16 protein-coding genes are annotated in these 19,887 nt (G+C 33.2%); 8 read left to right on the top strand and 8 right to left on the bottom strand.

The window, feature by feature from the left end; translation table 11 throughout:
* The first annotated feature begins 18 nt into the window (after nt 1-18).
* From JOOMADRAFT_RS13510 to JOOMADRAFT_RS13520, 3 genes are all read left to right on the top strand, one after another.
* Complete coding sequence (locus JOOMADRAFT_RS13510) at nt 19-2,418, top strand: glycoside hydrolase family 31 protein (protein WP_008614297.1); 2,400 nt, start codon at nt 19-21, stop codon at nt 2,416-2,418.
* A gap of 79 nt (nt 2,419-2,497) precedes the next feature.
* Nucleotides 2,498-3,316 (top strand): M48 family metallopeptidase, encoded by an 819-nt coding sequence (locus JOOMADRAFT_RS13515; RefSeq protein WP_008614299.1) that lies wholly within the window; start codon nt 2,498-2,500, stop codon nt 3,314-3,316.
* Nucleotides 3,317-3,521: 205 nt separating this feature from the next.
* The gene (locus JOOMADRAFT_RS13520) at nt 3,522-4,850 is read left to right on the top strand and encodes an MFS transporter (RefSeq protein ID WP_008614301.1); all 1,329 of its coding nucleotides are present in this window, start codon (nt 3,522-3,524) and stop codon (nt 4,848-4,850) included.
* 337 nt (nt 4,851-5,187) lie between these two features.
* On the opposite strand, the gene JOOMADRAFT_RS13525 is transcribed toward JOOMADRAFT_RS13520, so the two are convergent.
* The gene (locus JOOMADRAFT_RS13525; protein ID WP_008614303.1) at nt 5,188-5,781 is read right to left on the bottom strand and encodes a TetR/AcrR family transcriptional regulator; all 594 of its coding nucleotides are present in this window, start codon (nt 5,779-5,781) and stop codon (nt 5,188-5,190) included.
* Nucleotides 5,782-6,156: 375 nt separating this feature from the next.
* Complete coding sequence (gene clpB, locus JOOMADRAFT_RS13530) at nt 6,157-8,763, bottom strand: ATP-dependent chaperone ClpB (protein WP_008614305.1); 2,607 nt, start codon at nt 8,761-8,763, stop codon at nt 6,157-6,159.
* A 147-nt stretch (nt 8,764-8,910) separates the two neighbouring features.
* Between clpB and ytxJ the strand changes: the two genes are divergently transcribed.
* Both ytxJ and JOOMADRAFT_RS13540 read left to right on the top strand, forming a co-directional pair.
* Entirely contained in the window at nt 8,911-9,297 is a 387-nt protein-coding gene (gene ytxJ / locus JOOMADRAFT_RS13535; RefSeq protein ID WP_008614306.1) for a bacillithiol system redox-active protein YtxJ, read from the top strand.
* 192 nt (nt 9,298-9,489) lie between these two features.
* Nucleotides 9,490-9,942 carry a GNAT family N-acetyltransferase gene (locus JOOMADRAFT_RS13540; protein WP_008614307.1) on the top strand — a complete coding sequence of 151 codons (453 nt, stop codon included), beginning with the start codon at nt 9,490-9,492 and terminating at the stop codon, nt 9,940-9,942.
* 168 nt (nt 9,943-10,110) lie between these two features.
* Here the strand turns inward: JOOMADRAFT_RS13540 and fahA are convergent, their stop codons facing one another.
* Nucleotides 10,111-11,406 (bottom strand): fumarylacetoacetase, encoded by a 1,296-nt coding sequence (gene fahA, locus JOOMADRAFT_RS13545; RefSeq protein WP_008614309.1) that lies wholly within the window; start codon nt 11,404-11,406, stop codon nt 10,111-10,113.
* Between the two features lie 111 nt (nt 11,407-11,517).
* Between fahA and glyA the strand changes: the two genes are divergently transcribed.
* A complete protein-coding gene (gene glyA / locus JOOMADRAFT_RS13550; RefSeq protein ID WP_040879751.1) occupies nt 11,518-12,792 on the top strand; it encodes a serine hydroxymethyltransferase in 1,275 nt (424 codons plus the stop codon).
* A gap of 118 nt (nt 12,793-12,910) precedes the next feature.
* Here glyA and JOOMADRAFT_RS13555 read toward each other — a convergent pair whose 3' ends face one another.
* The 4 genes from JOOMADRAFT_RS13555 to JOOMADRAFT_RS13570 form a co-directional block, all read right to left on the bottom strand.
* Nucleotides 12,911-13,447, bottom strand: a complete 537-nt coding sequence (locus JOOMADRAFT_RS13555) for a DUF3124 domain-containing protein (protein ID WP_008614316.1) — start codon at nt 13,445-13,447, stop codon at nt 12,911-12,913.
* Between the two features lie 87 nt (nt 13,448-13,534).
* Complete coding sequence (locus JOOMADRAFT_RS13560; RefSeq protein ID WP_008614317.1) at nt 13,535-14,374, bottom strand: OmpA/MotB family protein; 840 nt, start codon at nt 14,372-14,374, stop codon at nt 13,535-13,537.
* A 109-nt stretch (nt 14,375-14,483) separates the two neighbouring features.
* On the bottom strand, nt 14,484-15,494 hold the full coding sequence (locus JOOMADRAFT_RS13565; RefSeq protein ID WP_008614318.1) for a glycosyltransferase family 2 protein: 1,011 nt from the start codon (nt 15,492-15,494) through the stop codon (nt 14,484-14,486).
* Nucleotides 15,495-15,534: 40 nt separating this feature from the next.
* Complete coding sequence (locus JOOMADRAFT_RS13570; RefSeq protein WP_040880110.1) at nt 15,535-15,981, bottom strand: type I restriction enzyme HsdR N-terminal domain-containing protein; 447 nt, start codon at nt 15,979-15,981, stop codon at nt 15,535-15,537.
* Between the two features lie 59 nt (nt 15,982-16,040).
* Here JOOMADRAFT_RS13570 and holA point away from each other — a divergent pair, with 59 nt between their 5' ends.
* Nucleotides 16,041-17,042 carry a DNA polymerase III subunit delta gene (gene holA, locus JOOMADRAFT_RS13575; RefSeq protein ID WP_008614320.1) on the top strand — a complete coding sequence of 334 codons (1,002 nt, stop codon included), beginning with the start codon at nt 16,041-16,043 and terminating at the stop codon, nt 17,040-17,042.
* Nucleotides 17,043-17,735: 693 nt separating this feature from the next.
* Here holA and JOOMADRAFT_RS13580 read toward each other — a convergent pair.
* Nucleotides 17,736-18,773 carry a GMP reductase gene (locus JOOMADRAFT_RS13580; RefSeq protein WP_008614321.1) on the bottom strand — a complete coding sequence of 346 codons (1,038 nt, stop codon included), beginning with the start codon at nt 18,771-18,773 and terminating at the stop codon, nt 17,736-17,738.
* A 160-nt stretch (nt 18,774-18,933) separates the two neighbouring features.
* Here JOOMADRAFT_RS13580 and JOOMADRAFT_RS13585 point away from each other — a divergent pair, with 160 nt between their 5' ends.
* Entirely contained in the window at nt 18,934-19,875 is a 942-nt protein-coding gene (locus JOOMADRAFT_RS13585) for a mechanosensitive ion channel family protein (RefSeq protein WP_008614330.1), read from the top strand.
* Nucleotides 19,876-19,887 lie beyond the last annotated feature (12 nt).

Raw genomic sequence — 19,887 nt, forward strand, 5'->3', positions numbered from 1 at the left:
TAAAGCTCATATTTTGATATGATAACTAATACTGAATTAGAATACAAAGGAAATTTATTTCCCAATCAAATTATATCTCATAAAAAGGAAGTTGATAAAATAACTTTTTATGCACGTAATAATGTGGCGTTACAAATTTCTTTTTTAAGAGATAGTGTATTACGATTTAGATATGCCGTAGAACAAGATTTTGAGCCCGATTTTTCGTATGCTATTTCCGAGGATGCTACTTATGGGTATAATCATCTTGAAATAAAAGAACTAGATGGGCATTTTAGTATGTATACTTCAAAATTAGAGGTGCGTGTTTCTAAATCAGACTTAAGACTAGCAATTTTAGATTTAGATGGTAATATTTTAAATGAAGATGAACTTGGCTTCCATTGGGAAGAAAGTTATGAACATGGAGGGAACATAGTAAAAATGAGTAAGTTTTCACAGGAGTCTGAAAGTTTTTATGGAATGGGAGATAAGCCCTCACAATTAAATCTTCGGGGGAAACGTATTCATAATTGGGCAACCGACCAATATGCATTTGGCAAGGATAGAAATCCATTGTACAAAAGTGTTCCATTCTATATTGGCATGCATCATAAAACCGCCTATGGAATCTTCTTTGATAATACCTTTAAAACTCATTTTGATTTTTGTAATGAACGAAGAAATATAACTAGTTTTTGGGCAGATGGAGGAGAAATGAATTATTATTTTATCTATGGGCCTTCCATTTCTCAAGTGGTAGTTGGATATACAGATCTTACAGGAAAACCAGAACTGCCGCCATTGTGGGTTTTAGGTTTTCATCAATGTAAATGGAGCTATTATCCAGAGAGTAAAGTAAAAGAAATAGCAAACAAATTTAGAGAATTAAGTATTCCATGTGATGCCATTTATTTAGACATCGATTATATGGATGGCTTTAGGTGTTTTACATGGAATAAAGAGTATTTTCCAGAGCCCAAAAGAATGGTAGAGGAACTTGCTGAAGATGGTTTTAAAACTGTTGTAATTATAGATCCAGGGATTAAAATTGATAAAAAATATTGGGTTTACAATGAAGCTGTAGAAAACGATTATTTCTGCAAAAGAGCAGATGGTCCTTTTATGAAAGGTAAAGTTTGGCCTGGAGAATGTAATTTTCCAGATTATACAAACCCGAAAGTAAGAGAATGGTGGGCAGGTCTTTTTAAAGAATTAATTGCAGATATTGGAGTAAAAGGGGTGTGGAATGATATGAATGAGCCAGCCGTAATGGAAGTGCCCGGAAAAACTTTTCCAGATGATGTTCGACATAATTACGATGGCCACCATTGCAGCCATAGAAAAGCACATAATATCTATGGAATGCAAATGGCACGAGCTACTTATGAAGGAGTAAAAAGGTTTTCATTTCCTAAACGTCCATTTGTAATAACTAGATCGGCATATTCTGGGGCGCAACGTTATACTTCTTCATGGACAGGAGATAATGTAGCTACTTGGGAGCATCTTTGGGTAGCAAATGTTCAAGTGCAAAGAATGGCAATGAGCGGAATGTCTTTTACTGGAAGCGATATTGGTGGGTTTGCAGAGCAACCTTCTGGAGAACTTTTTGCTAGATGGATTCAATTAGGGGTGTTTCATCCATTTTGTAGAGTGCATTCTAGCGGAGATCATGGGCATCAAGAACCTTGGTCGTTTGATGAGGAAGTAACCAATATTACTAGAAAATTTATAGAAATTAGATATCAATTACTTCCATATCTGTATACCATGTTTTATGAATATACAGAAAATGGAATACCAATGTTGAAATCCTTAATGTATTATGATCAAGATGATTTACATACGCATTATAGAAATGATGAATTTATCTTCGGAAACCATATCCTAGTTTGCCCTATTTTAGAACCAAACTCCAAAGGGAGACGTATGTATATTCCAAGAGGAAATTGGTATAATTACTGGGGAGGAGAAATTACCAAAGGAGGAAAAGAATGTTGGGTAGAAGCCGATATCGATAAGATTCCTATTTTTATAAAAGAGGGAGCTATTATTCCAAAATATCCTATTCAGCAATATGTAGGTGAAAAAGAAATTACAGAACTTACATTAGAGGTGTATTATAAAAATGGAAAAGAAGAATCTCAAGTTTTTGAAGATGCAGGAGATGGTTATGATTATAAAAAAGGAAGATACAGCCTAAGAACATTTAGACTTACAGGAAAAGAAAATGAACTTATTATTCAGCAATTTAAAGAAGGTAAATATGAAACATCTTATGAAACTTTTAAAGTAAATTTAATAGGATTGCCATTTAAAGTACAATCTATTCAGCTAGATAATGTAGAGATTCCAATCCATGAAATTATTCTAAATGGAGATACTAATATGACGATTAAAAAAGAATTTACAGAACTGCATATAATAGGATTGTAATATTTTAATTATTTTCGTATTGTATATGCACATCAATTTGTAGGTATATTAACTGATTTTAAAAATAATAGATTGTAATATGAAAAAATATGTTTCAATAGGAGTATTTATTTTGTTGATAATATCTTGTTCAACAAATCCTTTTACAGGAAAAAGCACTTTGAATTTTCAGTCAAATGATCAAATTTTCCCGACAGCTTTTGCGGAATACGACCAATTTTTACAGCAAAATAAAGTAGTAACGGGAACTGCAGATGCCGAAGCTATAAAACGAGTAGGGCAACGTATTGCAAATGCTGCGGAGCGTTGGTTTAATGCTAATGGGTATGAGGGCTATTTAAAAGATTACCGTTGGGAATACAATTTAGTGCAAGACGAAACTGTAAACGCTTGGTGTATGCCTGGAGGGAAAATAGTTTTTTATACAGGAATTCTTCCGATTACTCAAACAGATACTGGTATTGCAGTAGTAATGGGCCATGAAGTGGCACACGCCTTAGTAAACCATGGGGCACAGCGTATGAGTGCTTCTACATTACAACAATATGGAGCGCTTGCAGGAAATTTAGCGCTTGGAATGGGAGGTAGCAGTGCACAAACAATAGATTTATTTAATCAAGCATATGGTGTTGGGTCTCAAGTAGGAGTTATGTTACCTTTTAGTAGAAGTCACGAAACAGAAGCCGATGCTATTGGATTGCGTTTAATGGCAATTGCTGGTTATAATCCAGATGAAGCTGCTAAACTTTGGGAACGAATGAGTGCTCAAGGAGGGGAGCAGCCATCAGAGATTATGAGCACGCACCCATCAAATCAAAGTAGAATTCAAAATCTTAAACAATTAGCGCCAGCAGCGAAGCAAGAAGCGGCTAAATTTGGTGTTACTACGTTTAAGTAATCTTTTTTTAATGTAGCAAGTTTATTAATTAAGTATATTTGAAAGCAAGACATCAATTTTATGTCTTGCTTTTTTATTTAATCTATTACTAAACCAACTAGTTCATAAACCATCAATGAAATGCCCATTAACAAATTTAGAAACCAACCGATATGATTCTAAAGGGCATTACATCTGACTATTGAAAAACCATACATATTAACAAATGAAATCATTACAAAAAGGAAGTAAAAAATTATTAAATGCATGGGCATTTTATGATTGGGCAAATTCAGTATATAGTTTAACCATAGCTTCTGCCATTTTTCCGCTCTTTTATGGGGCGCTTTTTAGAGAAGCTGGAATTGAAAAAATTGAAATTTTTGGTGGAGAAATTGCTCGTGGTCCTTTAATAACGTATGTCACTTCTTTTGCCTTTTTGGTGGTTTCCTTTTTAACTCCGCTATTGTCTGGAATTGCAGATTATGTAGGTAATAAAAAAGTGTTTTTAAAATTTTTCTGCTATTTAGGTTCCATTTCAAGTATAGGATTGTATTGGTTTAGCCTTGATGCAATTTATTTAAGCTTAACTATATATTTTTTTGGGTTGATAGGTTTTTGGGGGAGTTTAGTTTTTTATAATTCTTATTTGCCAGATGTGGCATTCCCAGAACAACAAGATAGAATAAGTGCCAAAGGATATTCATTAGGATATATTGGTAGTGTATTTTTGTTATTGCTGAATTTAGCCATGATTATGAAATATGAATGGTTTGGATTTGAAGGGGCTGGGGAGCCTACAAAAATATCATTTATATTAGTTGGGATTTGGTGGGCTTTATTCAGTCAGTATTCATTTTATTATTTGCCTAAAGGAAATGATAATACTGGAAAAATTAGTAAAAAAGTCTTGCTGAATGGCTTTCGTGAGCTCAAAAAAGTATGGAATAGGTTAGGAGATAACCTCCGATTAAAAAGATATTTAATAGCCTTTTTTGTATATAGCATGGCGGTACAAACAGTAATGCTAGTAGCTTCCTATTTTGCAGAAGAAGAATTGGCGTGGGAAAGCGATAGTCAGCGTACAACAGGTTTAATTATAAGTATTCTTTTAATACAATTAGTTGCTGTAGCTGGAGCATTACTAACCTCTCGAATTTCTGAAAAAATTGGAAATATAAAAACATTAATAGCTATTAATATTATATGGGTAATTATATGTTGCTACGCTTATTTTGTAATTACTCCAGAGCAATTTTATGTAACTGCTGCTTTTGTTGGTTTGGTAATGGGAGGAATTCAGGCTTTATCTCGTTCCACCTATTCTAAATTTTTACCAGAAACAAAAGACACAGCTTCTTTCTTTAGTTTTTATGATGTAGCTGAAAAAATAGGAATTGTTATCGGGATGTTTTTATACGGATTTATGGCGCAAATAACAGGAAGTATGAGAACTTCTATTGTCCTTTTAGGATTGATATTTTTAATTGGAGTAGTTTTATTGCTGAAAGTAGAAAAGTCAGGAGTCGGAAGTCGGAAGTCCGAAGGTAAGTAAGCAGTTTTTTGTCTAGAACTTTGTTATAACCTAATCTTTCAATAAAAAAGGAAGTGTTCAGTAAGCAGAGGCAGTTTTTAGTTGAAAGTAAAAAAAGTTATCGAGTTATGTTGTTATGATGTTTCAGAAAAGTTTTTTTTCGCCTAGAGCCTAGAGCCTAGAGCCTAGAGCCTAGAGCCTAGAGCCTAGAGCCTAGAGCCTTTCGACTTTTTTCATTTCCACATTTACATCTTTGCCACTTTTAGTTGAAAGTAAAAAAAAGTTATCGAGTTATGTTGTTATGATGTTTTCAGAAAAGTTTTTTTTCGCCTAGAGCCTAGAGCCTAGAGCCTATTACCTACTTAAATCGCTGATTGATGGTGTCTAATATTACATTCATGCAATCTGTTGTGTATGATTTATCATCTGTAGTCTGACTCATAAAAACGGCGCCTTGGATTAAACTGAAAAAGCGTTTCCCATAAACATCTCCAATAATAGTTTTTCTAATTTCGCCAATTCTTTTACCATCTTCAATTTCGGTACTAATATATCCTTCTATTTTTTTTATAGTTTCCTGAACCTTTTCTGAAAGTTCAGGATGCATATTTTTTGCGTCAACTCCCGTATTTATAATAGGGCAACCTCCAAAATTGTTGGTAAAATCAATATAGTTTTTATAAAACCTCACAAAATATATAAGTCGTTCTAAAGGAGTTTCCCCTTTATCCATATAAGCTTCGATTTTAGAGAGAATCATATCGGTATTATAATCAAATGCATGGAGTGCTAATGTTTCTTTGTTCTCAAAGTTTCCATAGATAGCTCCTTTTGTAAGACCTGTAGCTTTTGTAATATCATTTAAACTTGTGGCAGTATAGCCTTTCTTGTTAAAAATAGGAGCTACTGTTTTTATAATAAATTGACTCGTTTTTTCAGCTTTGGTTGTCATGAGTTTATAGATATACTCAAATATATAAAATAATACTGAAAGGTATCTTTTGTTTTATTGGCTATATTATAGTTTTACTCACTAAGGGAAATTGAAGGAGTCCGCAGTTGGGAGTCAGAAGATAAAAAGTTTAGAGTTGAGAGTTGAAAGTTTAGAGCTGAAAAGTTTTTAAAGTAGAAAAGTAGAAAGTTGATGAGTTAAGAAAAGATATTTTAAAAAAACACCCATGATTTTTAATCATGGGTGCCTTAACTAACCAACCAACTTAAAACTAAATAATTCTTACGAACTATTTAACTTAGCTTTAAATATTATAATACATCAACTAACATACATTCAGTCGGTTATAGTGTTTAAGACTTACATTTTTGTCTGTTAATTTTCTATTAAATCTGATTGATTCCTAAAAACTAATTCGCCGTCAAATTCATCAATCAAAATAATACTATCGGCATTGACTTTTCCGCTAAGAATCTCTTTAGAAAGTTTGTTTAAAACCTCCTTCTGGAGTACTCTTTTAACGGGTCTAGCTCCATATTGTGGATCGTAGCCTATTTTTGCTAAATGTGTTATAGCTTGTTCAGTTGCATCTATAGTGATGTTTTGTTTAGCTACCATTTTTGTAATTCCTTTAAGTTGTAGCTTAACAATATCTTTTATGTTTGCTTCTGTAAGTGGCGTAAACATAACAATGTCGTCAATACGATTTATAAATTCTGGTCTTACACTTTGTTTTAATAAACCTAGTACTTCAACTTTAGCAGCTTGTGTTGCACTGTCTATATCTTCGGTAGCTTCAAATTTTTCTTGAATAATATGGCTTCCAATATTACTAGTCATTATAATAATAGTGTTTTTAAAATCCGCAAGACGTCCTTTATTGTCTGTTAACCTTCCTTCATCTAACACCTGTAATAAAATATTAAAGGTATCTGGATGTGCTTTTTCAATCTCATCTAGTAATACTACAGAATAGGGTCTGCGTCTTACAGCTTCTGTAAGTTGTCCTCCTTCATCGTAACCAACATATCCTGGAGGCGCTCCAACTAATCTACTCACAGAATGACGCTCTTGGTATTCGCTCATATCAATACGAGTCATAGCGCTTTCATCATCAAAAAGATAATCAGCTAATGCTTTAGCTAGCTCTGTTTTACCAACCCCAGTAGTTCCTAGAAAAAGAAAAGAACCAATTGGGCGGTTGGCATCTTGCAAGCCAGCGCGACTTCTTCTGATAGCATCCGATACAGATTCTATAGCTTCTTCTTGTCCTACTACTCTTCGGTGTAATTCGTCTTCAAGATTAAGAAGCTTTTCACGCTCGCTTTGGAGCATTTTAGTAACAGGAATGCCAGTCCATTTTGCAACTACTTCAGCAATATCGTCATTAGTAACTTCTTCTTTTATTAAATTACTTCCTCCAGCTTGTTGCTCTTCTAATTGTTTTTGAAGCGTTTCTAGTTTCTCTTGTGCTTCTTTAATTTTTCCATATCTAATTTCAGCAACTTTACCATAATCGCCATCACGTTCGGCACGCTCAGCTTCTATTTTAAATTGTTCGATGTTTTCTTTTGTTGTCTGAATGGCGTCTACAATATCTTTTTCGCCTTTCCATTTCGCATAAATATCATGTCGCTCTTCCTTAAGATTTGCAATATCCGAATTAAGCGATTTTAATTTAGTTTCATCGTTTTCTCTCTTAATTGCTGCAATTTCAATTTCTAATTGCATTATTTTTCTATCCAAAACATCAAGCTCTTCAGGTTTTGAATTTATTTCCATCCTAATTTTAGAAGCAGCTTCATCCATTAAGTCAATTGCCTTATCTGGTAAAAAACGATTGGTAATGTAGCGTTGAGAAAGTTCTACAGCCGCAATAATAGCTTCGTCTTTTATTCTAACTTTATGATGCGTTTCATACTTTTCCTTAATGCCTCGTAAAATAGAAATAGCACTTTCGGTATCTGGCTCGTCTACAATAACTTTTTGGAATCTACGCTCCAAGGCTTTGTCTTTTTCAAAGTACTTTTGATATTCGTCCAATGTTGTTGCTCCAATAGCTCGGAGCTCTCCTCTTGCTAATGCTGGCTTTAAAATGTTTGCTGCATCCATAGCTCCTTGTCCGCCACCAGCGCCTACTAAAGTGTGGATTTCATCAATAAAGAGTACGATATCTCCATCGGAGGTAGTTACTTCTTTAATAACAGCTTTTAAGCGTTCTTCAAACTCCCCCTTGTATTTTGCTCCTGCAATAAGCGCTCCCATATCTAAGGAAAAAATTTGCTTGTCTTTTAAGTTTTCAGGAACATCGCCTTGAATAATTCTGTGTGCTAAACCTTCAGCAATAGCTGTTTTACCAACTCCAGGTTCTCCAACTAGCATCGGGTTATTTTTTGTTCTACGTGAAAGAATTTGTAAAACACGACGAATTTCCTCGTCTCTTCCAATAACAGGATCCAATTTACCATCGTTGGCAAGTTGGTTGAGGTTTTTTGCAAATTTATTTAAAGAATTATATGTATCCTCGGCACTTGCAGAAGTTACTCTATCTCCTTTTCTCAATTCTTCAATAGCGGCTTTTAATCCTTTTTCAGTAACACCTTGGTCTTTTAAAATCTGTGCTATTTTGCTTTTAGATTTAAATGTAGCTACTATTAAATGCTCAATAGAAACAAACTCATCGTTCATTTTCTTAGCTATAATACTCGCTTCGTTTAACATGCTTCCTGCATCTCTAGAAAGCATTAATTCTCCGCCTTCAACTTTAGTAAAACTATTTAGCGTACTGTCTAAAACCTGTTTAAGTAAGGTAATATTTACATTTAGCTTTTTTAAAATGAAGGGAAGTACATTCTCATCAACCTCAAATAAGGCTTTGAAAATGTGCTCGTTTTCAATTTGTTGATGGCCATATCCCTGAGCAATTTGTTGTGCTTGTTGGATAGCCTCTTGTGATTTTATTGTAAAATTGTTTAAGTTCATTATATTTCAAAGTTTATTATCGATATTTGTTTAGCAATTAGTATTCCGTTTCTGTTTTATGACTTTTTGACAGTATAAGTGAGAATTTATACTGACGTTTAGTCATTTATAAAGATTAGGGGGGTACTGAATTTTATATATAAAGTTATGAATTTTTTAAAGTCAATCTTCGGTGGAAGTGAAGAAAATAAAGAGAGTTCCTTGGATTGGAATGCTTTAAATGATGTTTCTCAGTTTGAGAAAATTAAAGAAGAGTCTAAGTCTATCTGTGTTGTGGTTTTTAAGCATAGCACCCGTTGTGGAATTAGTAGGTTTGCACTAAATAACTTTGAGGCGACATATAAAATTCCGACTGATGATGCTAAATTGTATTTTCTAGATATTTTAAATCACAGAGATGTGTCTAATGCTGTAGCTAAAGAGTTTGGTGTGATACATGAAAGTCCGCAATTATTAATTATTAAAAACGGAAAAGTTGTATATAATGAGTCTCATGGGCAAATTGATGCTGAAGAAATAGCAAAGTTTATTTAATCCGAGGGTTGACAAAGATATTTTCAAGAACAGTACTCCTTTGTTATTTAAAAATAGAAAAGCGGAATATTAAAGATTTTATAGTGATAATAATTCAGTTTTTACGCTATTTTCTTGTAATGAAGCAGTCTTTATTTTTGTCCAAATACTATTATTCTACCTATAAATTCAAGCCTAAGAAAGTTAATATAAATGATAACATTACTTCGAACGAACTCTTCTCATCCAGATTTTAAAAGTTTAGTACAATATTTAGATGTGTATTTAGCAGAAATGGATGGAGAGGCACACAATTTTTATAGTCAGTATAATAAAATAGATAACCTTAAAGAAGTGGTTTTAGCATATAAAAATAATGAAGCCATTGCTTGTGGTGCTTTTAAGTTATATGATACTGATATTGTAGAAATTAAAAGAATGTATGTAAATCCAATATGTAGGGGAGAAGGAGTGGCTTCGATGGTATTAATGGAGTTAGAAGATTGGGCAAAAGAATTAGGTTTTAAACAAGCAGTATTGGAAACAGGAAGTAAATACAAAGACGCAATAGCTTTGTATTTAAAGAATGGCTATGAGCAAATCCCAAATTACGGACAGTATGTTGGAAGTAATTTAAGTGCTTGCTTTAAAAAGGCTTCCCTATAAGCGAGATAAAAAAAAGAGGCTGTCTAAAAAGTATCTAAACTCTAAATGTCACCCTGAGCTTGTAGAAGGTTTTTTGAGTGTTAGTTGTTTAAAACTTCGATAAACTCCTTTTGGCAACTATGAATTACTTTTCAGACGGCCTCTTTTTAAAATGAAATCATTTATTTACTATTTTTTTACTTTTTTCGGATTAAAAGGAGGGAGTAGTTTATTGGAAACTTCACCAAAACCGATCCGCACTTTATCATTTTTACAATAACCTCTCATGGTAACAGTATCGCCATCATTAATAAATTTGCGTTCTGTGCCATCACTCATTTTAATTGGCTTTTCACCTTTCCAAGTAAGCTCTAGCATAGAGCCATAGGAGTCTGGTGTGGAGCCGGAAATAGTTCCACTCCCCATCATGTCTCCACTGTTAACCTTACAACCATTAATGGTATGATGAGCCAGTTGCTGGGACATATTCCAATACATATACTTAAAGTTACTCTTTGTAATGGTAGTAGGAGCTCCGTTTTCTGGAGATAAATCAACTTCCAAATTGATGTCAAAACTCTTTTTGCCTTTATAATTTAAGTAAGGAAGTGGTTTAGGATCTTGTTTAGGTCCATCAGTTCTAAATGGCTCTAAAGCATCTAGGGTTACTATCCACGGAGAAACAGAAGAAGCAAAGTTTTTTGCTAAAAAAGGTCCTAATGGTACGTATTCCCATTTCTGAATATCTCTTGCACTCCAATCGTTAAAAAGTACCATTCCAAAAATATAATCTTCCGCTTCTTCAATTGGAATAGGCTCTCCTAAGAGATTGGCATCTGTAGTGATAAAAGCCATTTCTAGTTCAAAATCTACCAACTTTGAAGGACCAAAAACGGGTTCGCTAGCATCGGCAGGCATTGTTTGCCCTTTTGGACGATGAATTGGAATTCCGCTAGGAACAATAGAAGAACTTCTACCATGATAACCAACAGGAATATGTAGCCAATTTGGTAATAATGCATTATCAGGATCTCTAAACATAGTTCCTACATTGGTTGCATGTTCTTTACTACTGTAAAAGTCGGTGTAATCTCCAATTTGTACAGGTAATTGCATTTCAATTTCGTCCAATGTAAAAAGTACGATTTTTCGATGCTCTTCATTATTCTTTAAAGTTTCATTCTTAACATCAAAAATCTCAGCAATTCTATTTCGAACTAATCGCCAAGTTTTTTTTCCGTCAGAAATAAAATCATTTAAAGTGTCTTGTAGAAAAATATCATCCGTTAAAGGGATCTCATTAAAATACCCTAATTGATGAAGCGCTCCAAGATCTATAGCAATGTCACCAATTCTTGTACCAATGGTGATAACATCGTCTCTAGTTAGGAAAACTCCAAAGGGAATATTTTGTATTGGGAAATCGGAATCTGTTGGAACAGATATCCATGATTTTCTATTTGGATTGTTAGCTGTATCAGGCATGACAATTTTGTTAATTATTGTTTGATAAATTAGAATTTAAAGGTAGCATTTTATATGAATTTAACGAATCTATTTTATATTTTTGACCATTCTTTAACGAAATACTCCAAAATGAAAAGAGACGAACAAATTTTTGATCTTATTGAGGCTGAAAAACAACGCCAATTAGAAGGGATTGAGCTCATCGCTTCAGAAAATTTTGTAAGCGAGCAGGTAATGGAAGCTGCTGGTTCTGTACTAACTAATAAATATGCTGAAGGATACCCAGGAAAACGCTATTATGGTGGTTGTGAGGTTGTGGATGAGGTAGAAACTATCGCAATAGAACGTGCTAAAGAGCTTTTTGGAGCTGCTTATGCAAACGTTCAACCACACAGTGGATCTCAGGCAAATACTGCAGTTTTTGCAGCTTGTTTAAAACCAGGGGATAAAATTTTAGGTTTTGATCTTTCGCATGGAGGGCACCTTACGCATGGTTCTCCTGTAAATTTCTCTGGGAAATTATACAACCCTGTGTTTTATGGAGTTGATAAGGAGACAGGACTTTTAAATTATGATAAAATAGCTGAAGTTGCTAAAAAAGAGCAACCAAAATTAATTATTGCTGGTGCTTCTGCGTATTCTAGAGATATCAATTTTGAAAAATTTAGAGAAATTGCTGACAGTGTAGGTGCAATTTTATTTGCAGATATTTCTCACCCTGCTGGCTTGATTGCTAAAGGAGTTTTAAGCGACCCAATTCCGCATTGTCATATTGTTTCTACTACAACTCATAAAACGTTAAGAGGACCTCGTGGAGGACTTATATTAATGGGGAAAGATTTTGAAAACCCATTTGGATTAAAATTGAAAAATGGAAACTTACGTATGATGTCTTCTCTTTTAGATAGTGCTGTATTTCCAGGAAATCAAGGGGGACCCTTAGAACATATTATTGCTGCTAAAGCAATTGCATTTGGAGAAGCTTTAAGTGAAGATTTCTTACACTATATTGTTCAGGTTAAGAAAAATGCTGCAGCAATGGCAAAAGCATTTGTAGATAGAGGTTATAATATTATTTCTAATGGAACAGACAATCATATGATGTTAATCGACCTTAGAAACAAAGATATTTCTGGAAAAGAAGGGGAAGAGGCCTTAGGGAAAGCTAATATTACTGTGAATAAAAATATGGTTCCTTTTGACGATAAGAGTCCGTTTGTAACCAGTGGAATTAGAATTGGAACTGCGGCTGTAACTTCTAGAGGTTTGGTTGAAGAGGATATGGAAGCTGTAGTAAATCTTATTGATGAAGTATTGATGAATCGTGAAGATAATACTAAGATTGAAGCTGCTAAGAATCATGTTTATAGATTAATGGCGCACAGACCATTGTTTAAAGCATAAGTTTAGTAAACTAAATATACGTAAAAGAGACTGTTTAAAAAGTATCCAAGCTCAGTTTAACAACTACAAATTACTTTTTAAACAGTCTCTTTTGTTTTATGTAAGATAATAAATCTTTCTACTTTATTTGTACCCCTTGTGTGGTAAAAGATAAACCTTGTTGCCCGGCTGTTGAAATCATTACGGCTTCAAAAAATGGTGATGGGCTATTTTTCTTTGTAGCCCAATCAAAAATAAAGTTTGCTCCAGAGCCACCGTCGTTATCATCTTTTGCTATTACAATTTCTATAGTTTCGAGAGGCGCAATATAGATGGTATTAGAAGTGTAAGAACGTATTAAACTTCCTTTTTCGTTGTAATAATCAGCTTTAGAAATGTAAACAGTATCTTTATTACTTGTGTTACGTAAGCTTACTGTAGTTGTTAAATCGTGTTTTCCGTGCTGTGTATAGCTATAAATTTGGGAATAAATAGAAAGATAAGTTTGTCCTTTAATTAAGGAGTCTTTTGCAGATACCTTTGCTGTTCTACTGTTCCAATCTTCTTTATGGAAATTTATGTCGTCCAATGTATTATTGGTTTTTTTTTCACAAGAAAGTACTGTAAGAATAGCAAAAAGAGCTAGAAGATATGGTATTGGTATATTTTTATTCATTTTAAATGTTATTATAAAAATAAAGATACTAAAAAAGCATCGCCAATGGCGATGCTTTCTCGTAAATTATATTGTTAGAAAGTGTCCTTAGTTAATTTTAGGATCTTTCATTCCTTCTTCTATCATACTGTAGAATTGGTCTAACTTAGGTAGAATAACAATTCTTGTTCTACGGTTTTTAGCTTTACCATCTTTAGTGTCGTTAGAAGCTACAGGAACGTATTGACTTCTACCAGCTGCAGTCATTCTTGCAGGAGCAACACCAAATTCGTCTTGTAAAATTCTAACTACAGAAGTAGCTCTTAAAACACTTAAATCCCAGTTATCTTTAATTGCTGAAGTGCGAATTGGCACTGTATCAGTGTGACCTTCAACCATAAATTCGAAATCTGGTTTGTTTTTAACTACAGTAGCAACTTTTCCTAATACTTCTTTAGCTCTTGCAGATACTGTTGTGCTTCCGCTAGAGAATAATAATTTATCAGAAATGTTTACATAAACAACACCTTTTTCTACACTAATGTTGATATCTTCATCATCTAAATTACCCAAAACTCCTTTTAAGCTTTGTACAAGTGCTAAGTTAACAGAGTCTCTACGAGTAACTGCATTTTGCAATTTTCTAATTGTAAGATCTTTCTCTCTTAAACTCTCAAGAGATTTCTCTAAGTTATCAGCACCTTTAGAAGTAAGGGTAGTTAAATTACCCATATTGTTTATTAATTCTTTGTTGTTTGCCTTAAGCAAATCCATTTGCTCTTTGTAGTTTTCCTTTTCAGCAAGACATGAGTTTAATTTCACTGTAGCTGAATTTAAAAGGTCTTGAGTTTCTTTATGCTTAGACTGTAGCTCAGCATATTTTTTAGATGAAACACAAGAAGTAAGGAAAACGGCACTTAAAGCACCTAATAAAAAAATTCTTTTCATGATTATAATTTTACTTAATTAACGTTTTAACATTTTAGGACAAAATTAGATAAAAAGCAAGTTCATGTACATCGTTTTTAGTTAATTTTCTCTTAAATCAATAGGATTATCACGAAGTACGCTGATTTACAATTTCATAATAATACCTTTTCTGTTTTAAAAAATAGCTAAGAACTATAGAAGTACATTCAAAGTACTTAATATCTTTATTAATAGTATCTCGTTTTTTAAAGATCCTAAAAAAGTAATAGTAATAACTAAAATGTGCTTTTATTATTGCAAATAAATGTAAGAATTTTAATTGAAATAAAAAGCGAATTCCAGCAATTCCATCTAAGAACAATCTAGCTATAATAAGTGGAAAAACCTTACGTTTAGGTAAGTTTTTTGTGATAGAAAAAAGCGAATTTCTGAAGTTAAGAAATGTTTTTTTAGGATTCATATTACCTAAGGTGGCGCCACCTACATGGTAAACTTTTGATGTGCCTACATACAATATTTTGTAGTTGTGATTTTGTGCTCTCCAACACAAATCTATTTCTTCTTGATGGGCAAAGTAATCTTCATCAAAACCACCTAATGCATTAAAAATATCTCTTTTAATAAACATACATGCGCCAGTAGCCCAAAATATCTCTTTTATGTCGTTGTATTGAGATTTGTCTTCTTCTAAAGTTTGAAAAATCCGACCTCTGCAGAATGGGTAGCCTAAACGGTCTAAATATCCGCCTGCGGCTCCAGCGTATTCAAAGTAATTTTTCTGTTTATAATCTAAAATTTTAGGCTGTAAAATAGCAACATCTTTAAATTCTTTAAAAGCGTTTTCAATTGGAGTAAGCCAATTTGGAGTTACTTCTATATCAGAGTTTAACAAACAGAAAACATCTTCAGAAACCTGTTGCAAAGCTTCATTATAACCTTTGGCATAACCTCCATTAGTAGTATTCTGAATAATTTTTATTGAAGGATAATGTTCTTTAAGAAAGGCGATAGAATTGTCAGTAGAAGCATTATCTGCAACATAAATAGTAGCGTTTGGTGAATAACTGATTACAGATGGTAAAAACTTTTCTAAAAGTTTACTACCATTCCAATTCAGTATAACAACAGCTATTTTCATTTAAAATTTATAACGCTACGGGGTTTAAGAAGATTGCAAATTAAAGCATATAAGCTGGAATATCCTTTAGAAAAATGTATTTTTCTTGTTCATAATCCATTTTGCAAAAATAATGGTCAATTCCGTTAGTCACCATTAAAAACTTGGCTTTTACAGTAAGATTGTAACGTGCAATTTGGTCGAATGTTGTTTGTGTAATTTTTACTGATGGGGCTTTGCATTCTACAATAAGTGCTATGCTTCCATCGGTATGATACACTAAAACATCGTATCGTTTTTTTAAAGTATTGATTATGAGTTCTTTTTCGACATTGATAAGCGATTTAGGGTATTTTTTTTCAGATATTAAAAAAGATACAACATGTTGTCTTACCCATTCTTCGGGTTGTAATTGGATGAATTTTTTACGTATCTGATCAAAAATATGGACTTTATTTTCCCTATTTTTGAATCGAAATGGATAAGCTGGAAAATTTAATTGCTGCATGCTAGCAAATATCATAATTATCAATTAAAGACTTTTAAAAAAATACAGATTCTTTTTCTATGGATGAAATTAAAAAGATTGTAAACGAAGTAAAACAGGGTGCTATTAAACCTATCTATTTTTTAATGGGCGAAGAACCATATTATATAGATAAGATTTCCCAATTTATGGAACAATCTATTCTAACTGAAGAAGAAAAGGGTTTTAACCAAGTTGTTTTATACGGAAGAGATGTCTCTATAGATGAAATAGTTTCTAGTGCCAAACGTTACCCAATGATGGCAGAACGACAGGTAATTATTGTAAAAGAAGCCCAACATTTGTCTAGAACTATAGAACAGTTGGAAGCGTATGCATTAAATCCGCAGCCTACTACAGTGTTAATAATTTGCTACAAATATAAAAAGCTAGATAAGCGTAAAAAAGTTTATAAAGCAATCTCAAAGTCGGGTTATATTTTTGAAAGTAAAAAGCTATACGAAAACCAAGTTGGCGATTGGATTAGGCGTGTATTAGCTGGAAAAAAATATGGTATTACTCCAAAAGCAGCACAAATGCTAGTAGAATTTTTGGGTACCGATTTAGGAAAAATCAATAATGAGTTAGAGAAACTACAGTTAATTCTTCCAAAAGGGGAGGAAATAACACCAAAGCTAATTGAAGATAATATTGGAATTAGTAAAGATTATAACAATTTTGAATTAAGGAAGGCAATAGGGGAGCGTAATGTGCTGAAAGCAACTCAAATAATGAACTATTTTGCGCAAAACCCTAAGGATAATCCAATTATTGTAACTATTTCTTTACTGAATAATTTTTTTGCGCAATTACTGCATTTTCATGGGCTAAAAGATCATTCCAAAGGGAGTGTGGCTTCTGCATTAAAAGTGAGTCCCTATTTTGTAGGGGAGTATATTACAGCTGGGCGTAATTTTTCCATGAAAGATTGTAGCCGAATTGTTGGTCATCTCAGAACTATAGATGTAAAAAGCAAAGGAGTAGGGGCGGTAAGTGCCACTCAAGCCGATTTATTGAAAGAGCTGTTAATAGTAATTTTTTAATTCTTCAATCCTTCAAATAAGCAGTAGGCTTTTGGTAAACTACAAATGTCAAAAAAATAAGAATGCAAAAATCTATATTCTTTTCTCTTTATTCTTGTTTCCTTCCAACTCCCGACTCCCAACTTCCGCCCCCAACTTTTTCAATCTTTTAATAAGCAGTAGGTTTATGGTAAACTAAGAACTTTCAAAAGAATAAGAATACAAAATCTATATTCTTTTCTCTTTATTCTTGTTCCCTTCCAACTCCCGACTTCGGACTTCCGACTTTTTCAATCCTTCAATCTTTAAATCTTTAAATAAACAGTAGGCTCTTTTGGCAAACTACAAATGTCAAAAAAATAAGAATGCAAAAAATCTATATTCTTTTCTCTTTATTCTTGTTTCCTTCCAACTCCCGACTTCGGACTTCCGACACCTAACTTTTTCAATCTTTCAATCTTTCAATCCTTCAATCCTTAAAATAAACAGTAGGCTCTTTTGGTAAACTACAAATTCAAAAAAATAAGAAAGCAAAAAATCTATATTCTTTTTCCCTTCCAACTCCCGACTTCCGACTCCCAACTTTTTCAATCTTTCAATCCTTAAATCCTTCAATCCTAAAAAGAGGAATTAATCTCCTAAAGCCTGCTCTGAGTTTACAGAAGGACGCTGCATTAAAATGTATTATTTTTATTTTCTTCTGAATAGATTTTACTAAGAAAATACTTCGTTATGTTGTTCTTGCACTCTAATAAAAGTAGTTCGTTTAGTCAATTCTTTTAAACGACTAGCACCAACATAGGTACATGTGGAACGTAAGCTTCCTAAAATATCTTGTATGGTATGCGCTACATCACCTCGATATTGAATTTCAACAGTTTTACCTTCACTGGCACGGTAATTAGCAACACCTCCTGAGTGTTTTTCCATAGCCGTTTCAGAGCTCATTCCGTAGAAAGCTTTAAACTTCTCTCCGTTTCTAGAGATTATTTCTCCTCCACTTTCTGTATGGCCAGCCAACATCCCACCAAGCATTACAAAATCGGCACCTCCACCAAAAGCTTTGGCAATATCTCCTGGAATTTTACAACCCCCATCAGAAATTATTTGTCCGCTTAAACCATGAGCAGCATCTGCGCATTCTATAATGGCAGATAGTTGAGGATATCCAACTCCCGTTTTAACGCGGGTAGTGCAAACACTTCCTGGTCCAATACCTACTTTAATAATATCTGCACCTGCTATGATAAGCTCTTCTACCATTTCTCCAGTTACTACATTGCCAGCCATAATTACTTTGTCTGGAAAATTGTCTCTGGCGTATTTTACAAAATCAACAAAATGTTCAGAATATCCATTAGCTACATCTATACAAATGAGTTTTATACTTGAATGAACATTTAAAATTCCCCTTAATTTTGAAGCATCATCTTTACTGGTTCCTGTGCTAATAGCAATAGAATTGTATATACTTTCATCTTTATCTGCCAAAAAGGTATTCCAATCTGCCAAGGTATAATGTTTATGAATTGCTGTAATAAGTTGATGCTGAGCTAAAGCAGAAGCCATTTCAAAAGTACCAACAGTGTCCATATTAGCAGCAATAATTGGAATGCCTTTCCAAACATTACTGCTGTGTTTAAATTTGAATTCTCTTTCTAATGTTACTTCGCTTCTAGACTTTAAAGTAGATCTCTTTGGGCGAATCATAACATCTTTAAAACCTAGCTTTAATTCATTTTCTATTCTCATAACAATGCTCCTGATTTATAAGTGAAATTTAAGAAATAAAAAGTTGAATTGGGAGACTTCTGTCATTTTTTAAGCTTTAAAAATTGATACAGTATTGAAGAGTAGTAAATTGATTTTTATTTAGTATTTTTAAAAGAACTATCCAACTAATACTAGCTTTATGTATAATTTATTTATTGCAAATCAAGATTTATATGACGATGTTAAAAGTTCTACTGTGACTTATTTTGACCGATTTATTGAGGCAGTACCATTGTATGTTCTAGGAATACTAATTTTAGTTTTAGGAATTTTAATAGCAGGATGGATTGGTGAATTTGCTAAAAGAAGAATTCAATCTAGAACTAATGATCCGCTTATGAGCAAGTTTCTAGGTAGGGGGATTCGTTTTATATTGATTTTAATTTTTATAATGTTAGCCTTAGATGCTGCGGGTTTAGGCAATATTTCTGCGGGAATTTTAGCAGCAGCAGGGGCTAGTGCCGTTGTTCTAGGATTTGCCTTTAAAGACGTAGGACAGAATTTTATAGCAGGTGTAATACTAAGTTTTAATCGTCCATTTGACGTGGATGATACTGTTGAAATTGGAGATATTTTTGGTAAGGTTAAAACTTTAGAGTTTAGATATACTAAATTAAAAACTTTTGATGGAAAAGACGTTTATATTCCAAATAGTGATGTAATAACGTTACCTGTAACAAATTATACTGAAGATGGCTTTTTTAGATGGGATTTTGTAATTGGTATTGCTTATGAAGATAATATTGATGGCGCCAAAAATGTTGTTTTGAAGGCTTTGAGCGAAGAATCTAAGGTGGTGAGTGATGAAGCGCATCAAAATTTTGTAACTGAAGATAAATTGGATACCAGTACAGTAAATTTAAAAGTTTTTTTCTGGGTGGATACAAAAGAGTTTGGGATGCAAGCAATAGTTACTAAAGGAAATGTAGTTAGAAGAGTAAAAGAAGCCTTAGAAGATGCCGGATACTACATGCCAGCAGATATTCAAGAAATTAAATTGTATGGTAAAGAGACCGAATTGCCTATTAGTTTTATAGATAAATTAAAGTTGAATTCTGAAGAAGGAAAGCAAAAAAAATAGCATTTGCTGTTA

The organism is Galbibacter orientalis DSM 19592 (assembly GCF_000260115.1).
Taxonomy (GTDB): domain Bacteria; phylum Bacteroidota; class Bacteroidia; order Flavobacteriales; family Flavobacteriaceae; genus Galbibacter; species Galbibacter orientalis.

What these genes read in the sequence shown, in the direction of transcription:
- JOOMADRAFT_RS13510 (WP_008614297.1), top strand. Translation starts at nt 19, where the DNA reads ATGATAACTAATACTGAATTAGAATACAAAGGAAATTTATTTCCCAAT.
- JOOMADRAFT_RS13515 (WP_008614299.1), top strand. Translation starts at nt 2,498, where the DNA reads ATGAAAAAATATGTTTCAATAGGAGTATTTATTTTGTTGATAATATCT.
- JOOMADRAFT_RS13520 (WP_008614301.1), top strand. Translation starts at nt 3,522, where the DNA reads ATGAAATCATTACAAAAAGGAAGTAAAAAATTATTAAATGCATGGGCA.
- JOOMADRAFT_RS13525 (WP_008614303.1), bottom strand. Translation starts at nt 5,781, where the DNA reads ATGACAACCAAAGCTGAAAAAACGAGTCAATTTATTATAAAAACAGTA.
- clpB (WP_008614305.1), bottom strand. Translation starts at nt 8,763, where the DNA reads ATGAACTTAAACAATTTTACAATAAAATCACAAGAGGCTATCCAACAA.
- ytxJ (WP_008614306.1), top strand. Translation starts at nt 8,911, where the DNA reads ATGAATTTTTTAAAGTCAATCTTCGGTGGAAGTGAAGAAAATAAAGAG.
- JOOMADRAFT_RS13540 (WP_008614307.1), top strand. Translation starts at nt 9,490, where the DNA reads ATGATAACATTACTTCGAACGAACTCTTCTCATCCAGATTTTAAAAGT.
- fahA (WP_008614309.1), bottom strand. Translation starts at nt 11,406, where the DNA reads ATGCCTGATACAGCTAACAATCCAAATAGAAAATCATGGATATCTGTT.
- glyA (WP_040879751.1), top strand. Translation starts at nt 11,518, where the DNA reads ATGAAAAGAGACGAACAAATTTTTGATCTTATTGAGGCTGAAAAACAA.
- JOOMADRAFT_RS13555 (WP_008614316.1), bottom strand. Translation starts at nt 13,447, where the DNA reads ATGAATAAAAATATACCAATACCATATCTTCTAGCTCTTTTTGCTATT.
- JOOMADRAFT_RS13560 (WP_008614317.1), bottom strand. Translation starts at nt 14,374, where the DNA reads ATGAAAAGAATTTTTTTATTAGGTGCTTTAAGTGCCGTTTTCCTTACT.
- JOOMADRAFT_RS13565 (WP_008614318.1), bottom strand. Translation starts at nt 15,494, where the DNA reads ATGAAAATAGCTGTTGTTATACTGAATTGGAATGGTAGTAAACTTTTA.
- JOOMADRAFT_RS13570 (WP_040880110.1), bottom strand. Translation starts at nt 15,981, where the DNA reads ATGCAGCAATTAAATTTTCCAGCTTATCCATTTCGATTCAAAAATAGG.
- holA (WP_008614320.1), top strand. Translation starts at nt 16,041, where the DNA reads ATGGATGAAATTAAAAAGATTGTAAACGAAGTAAAACAGGGTGCTATT.
- JOOMADRAFT_RS13580 (WP_008614321.1), bottom strand. Translation starts at nt 18,773, where the DNA reads ATGAGAATAGAAAATGAATTAAAGCTAGGTTTTAAAGATGTTATGATT.
- JOOMADRAFT_RS13585 (WP_008614330.1), top strand. Translation starts at nt 18,934, where the DNA reads ATGTATAATTTATTTATTGCAAATCAAGATTTATATGACGATGTTAAA.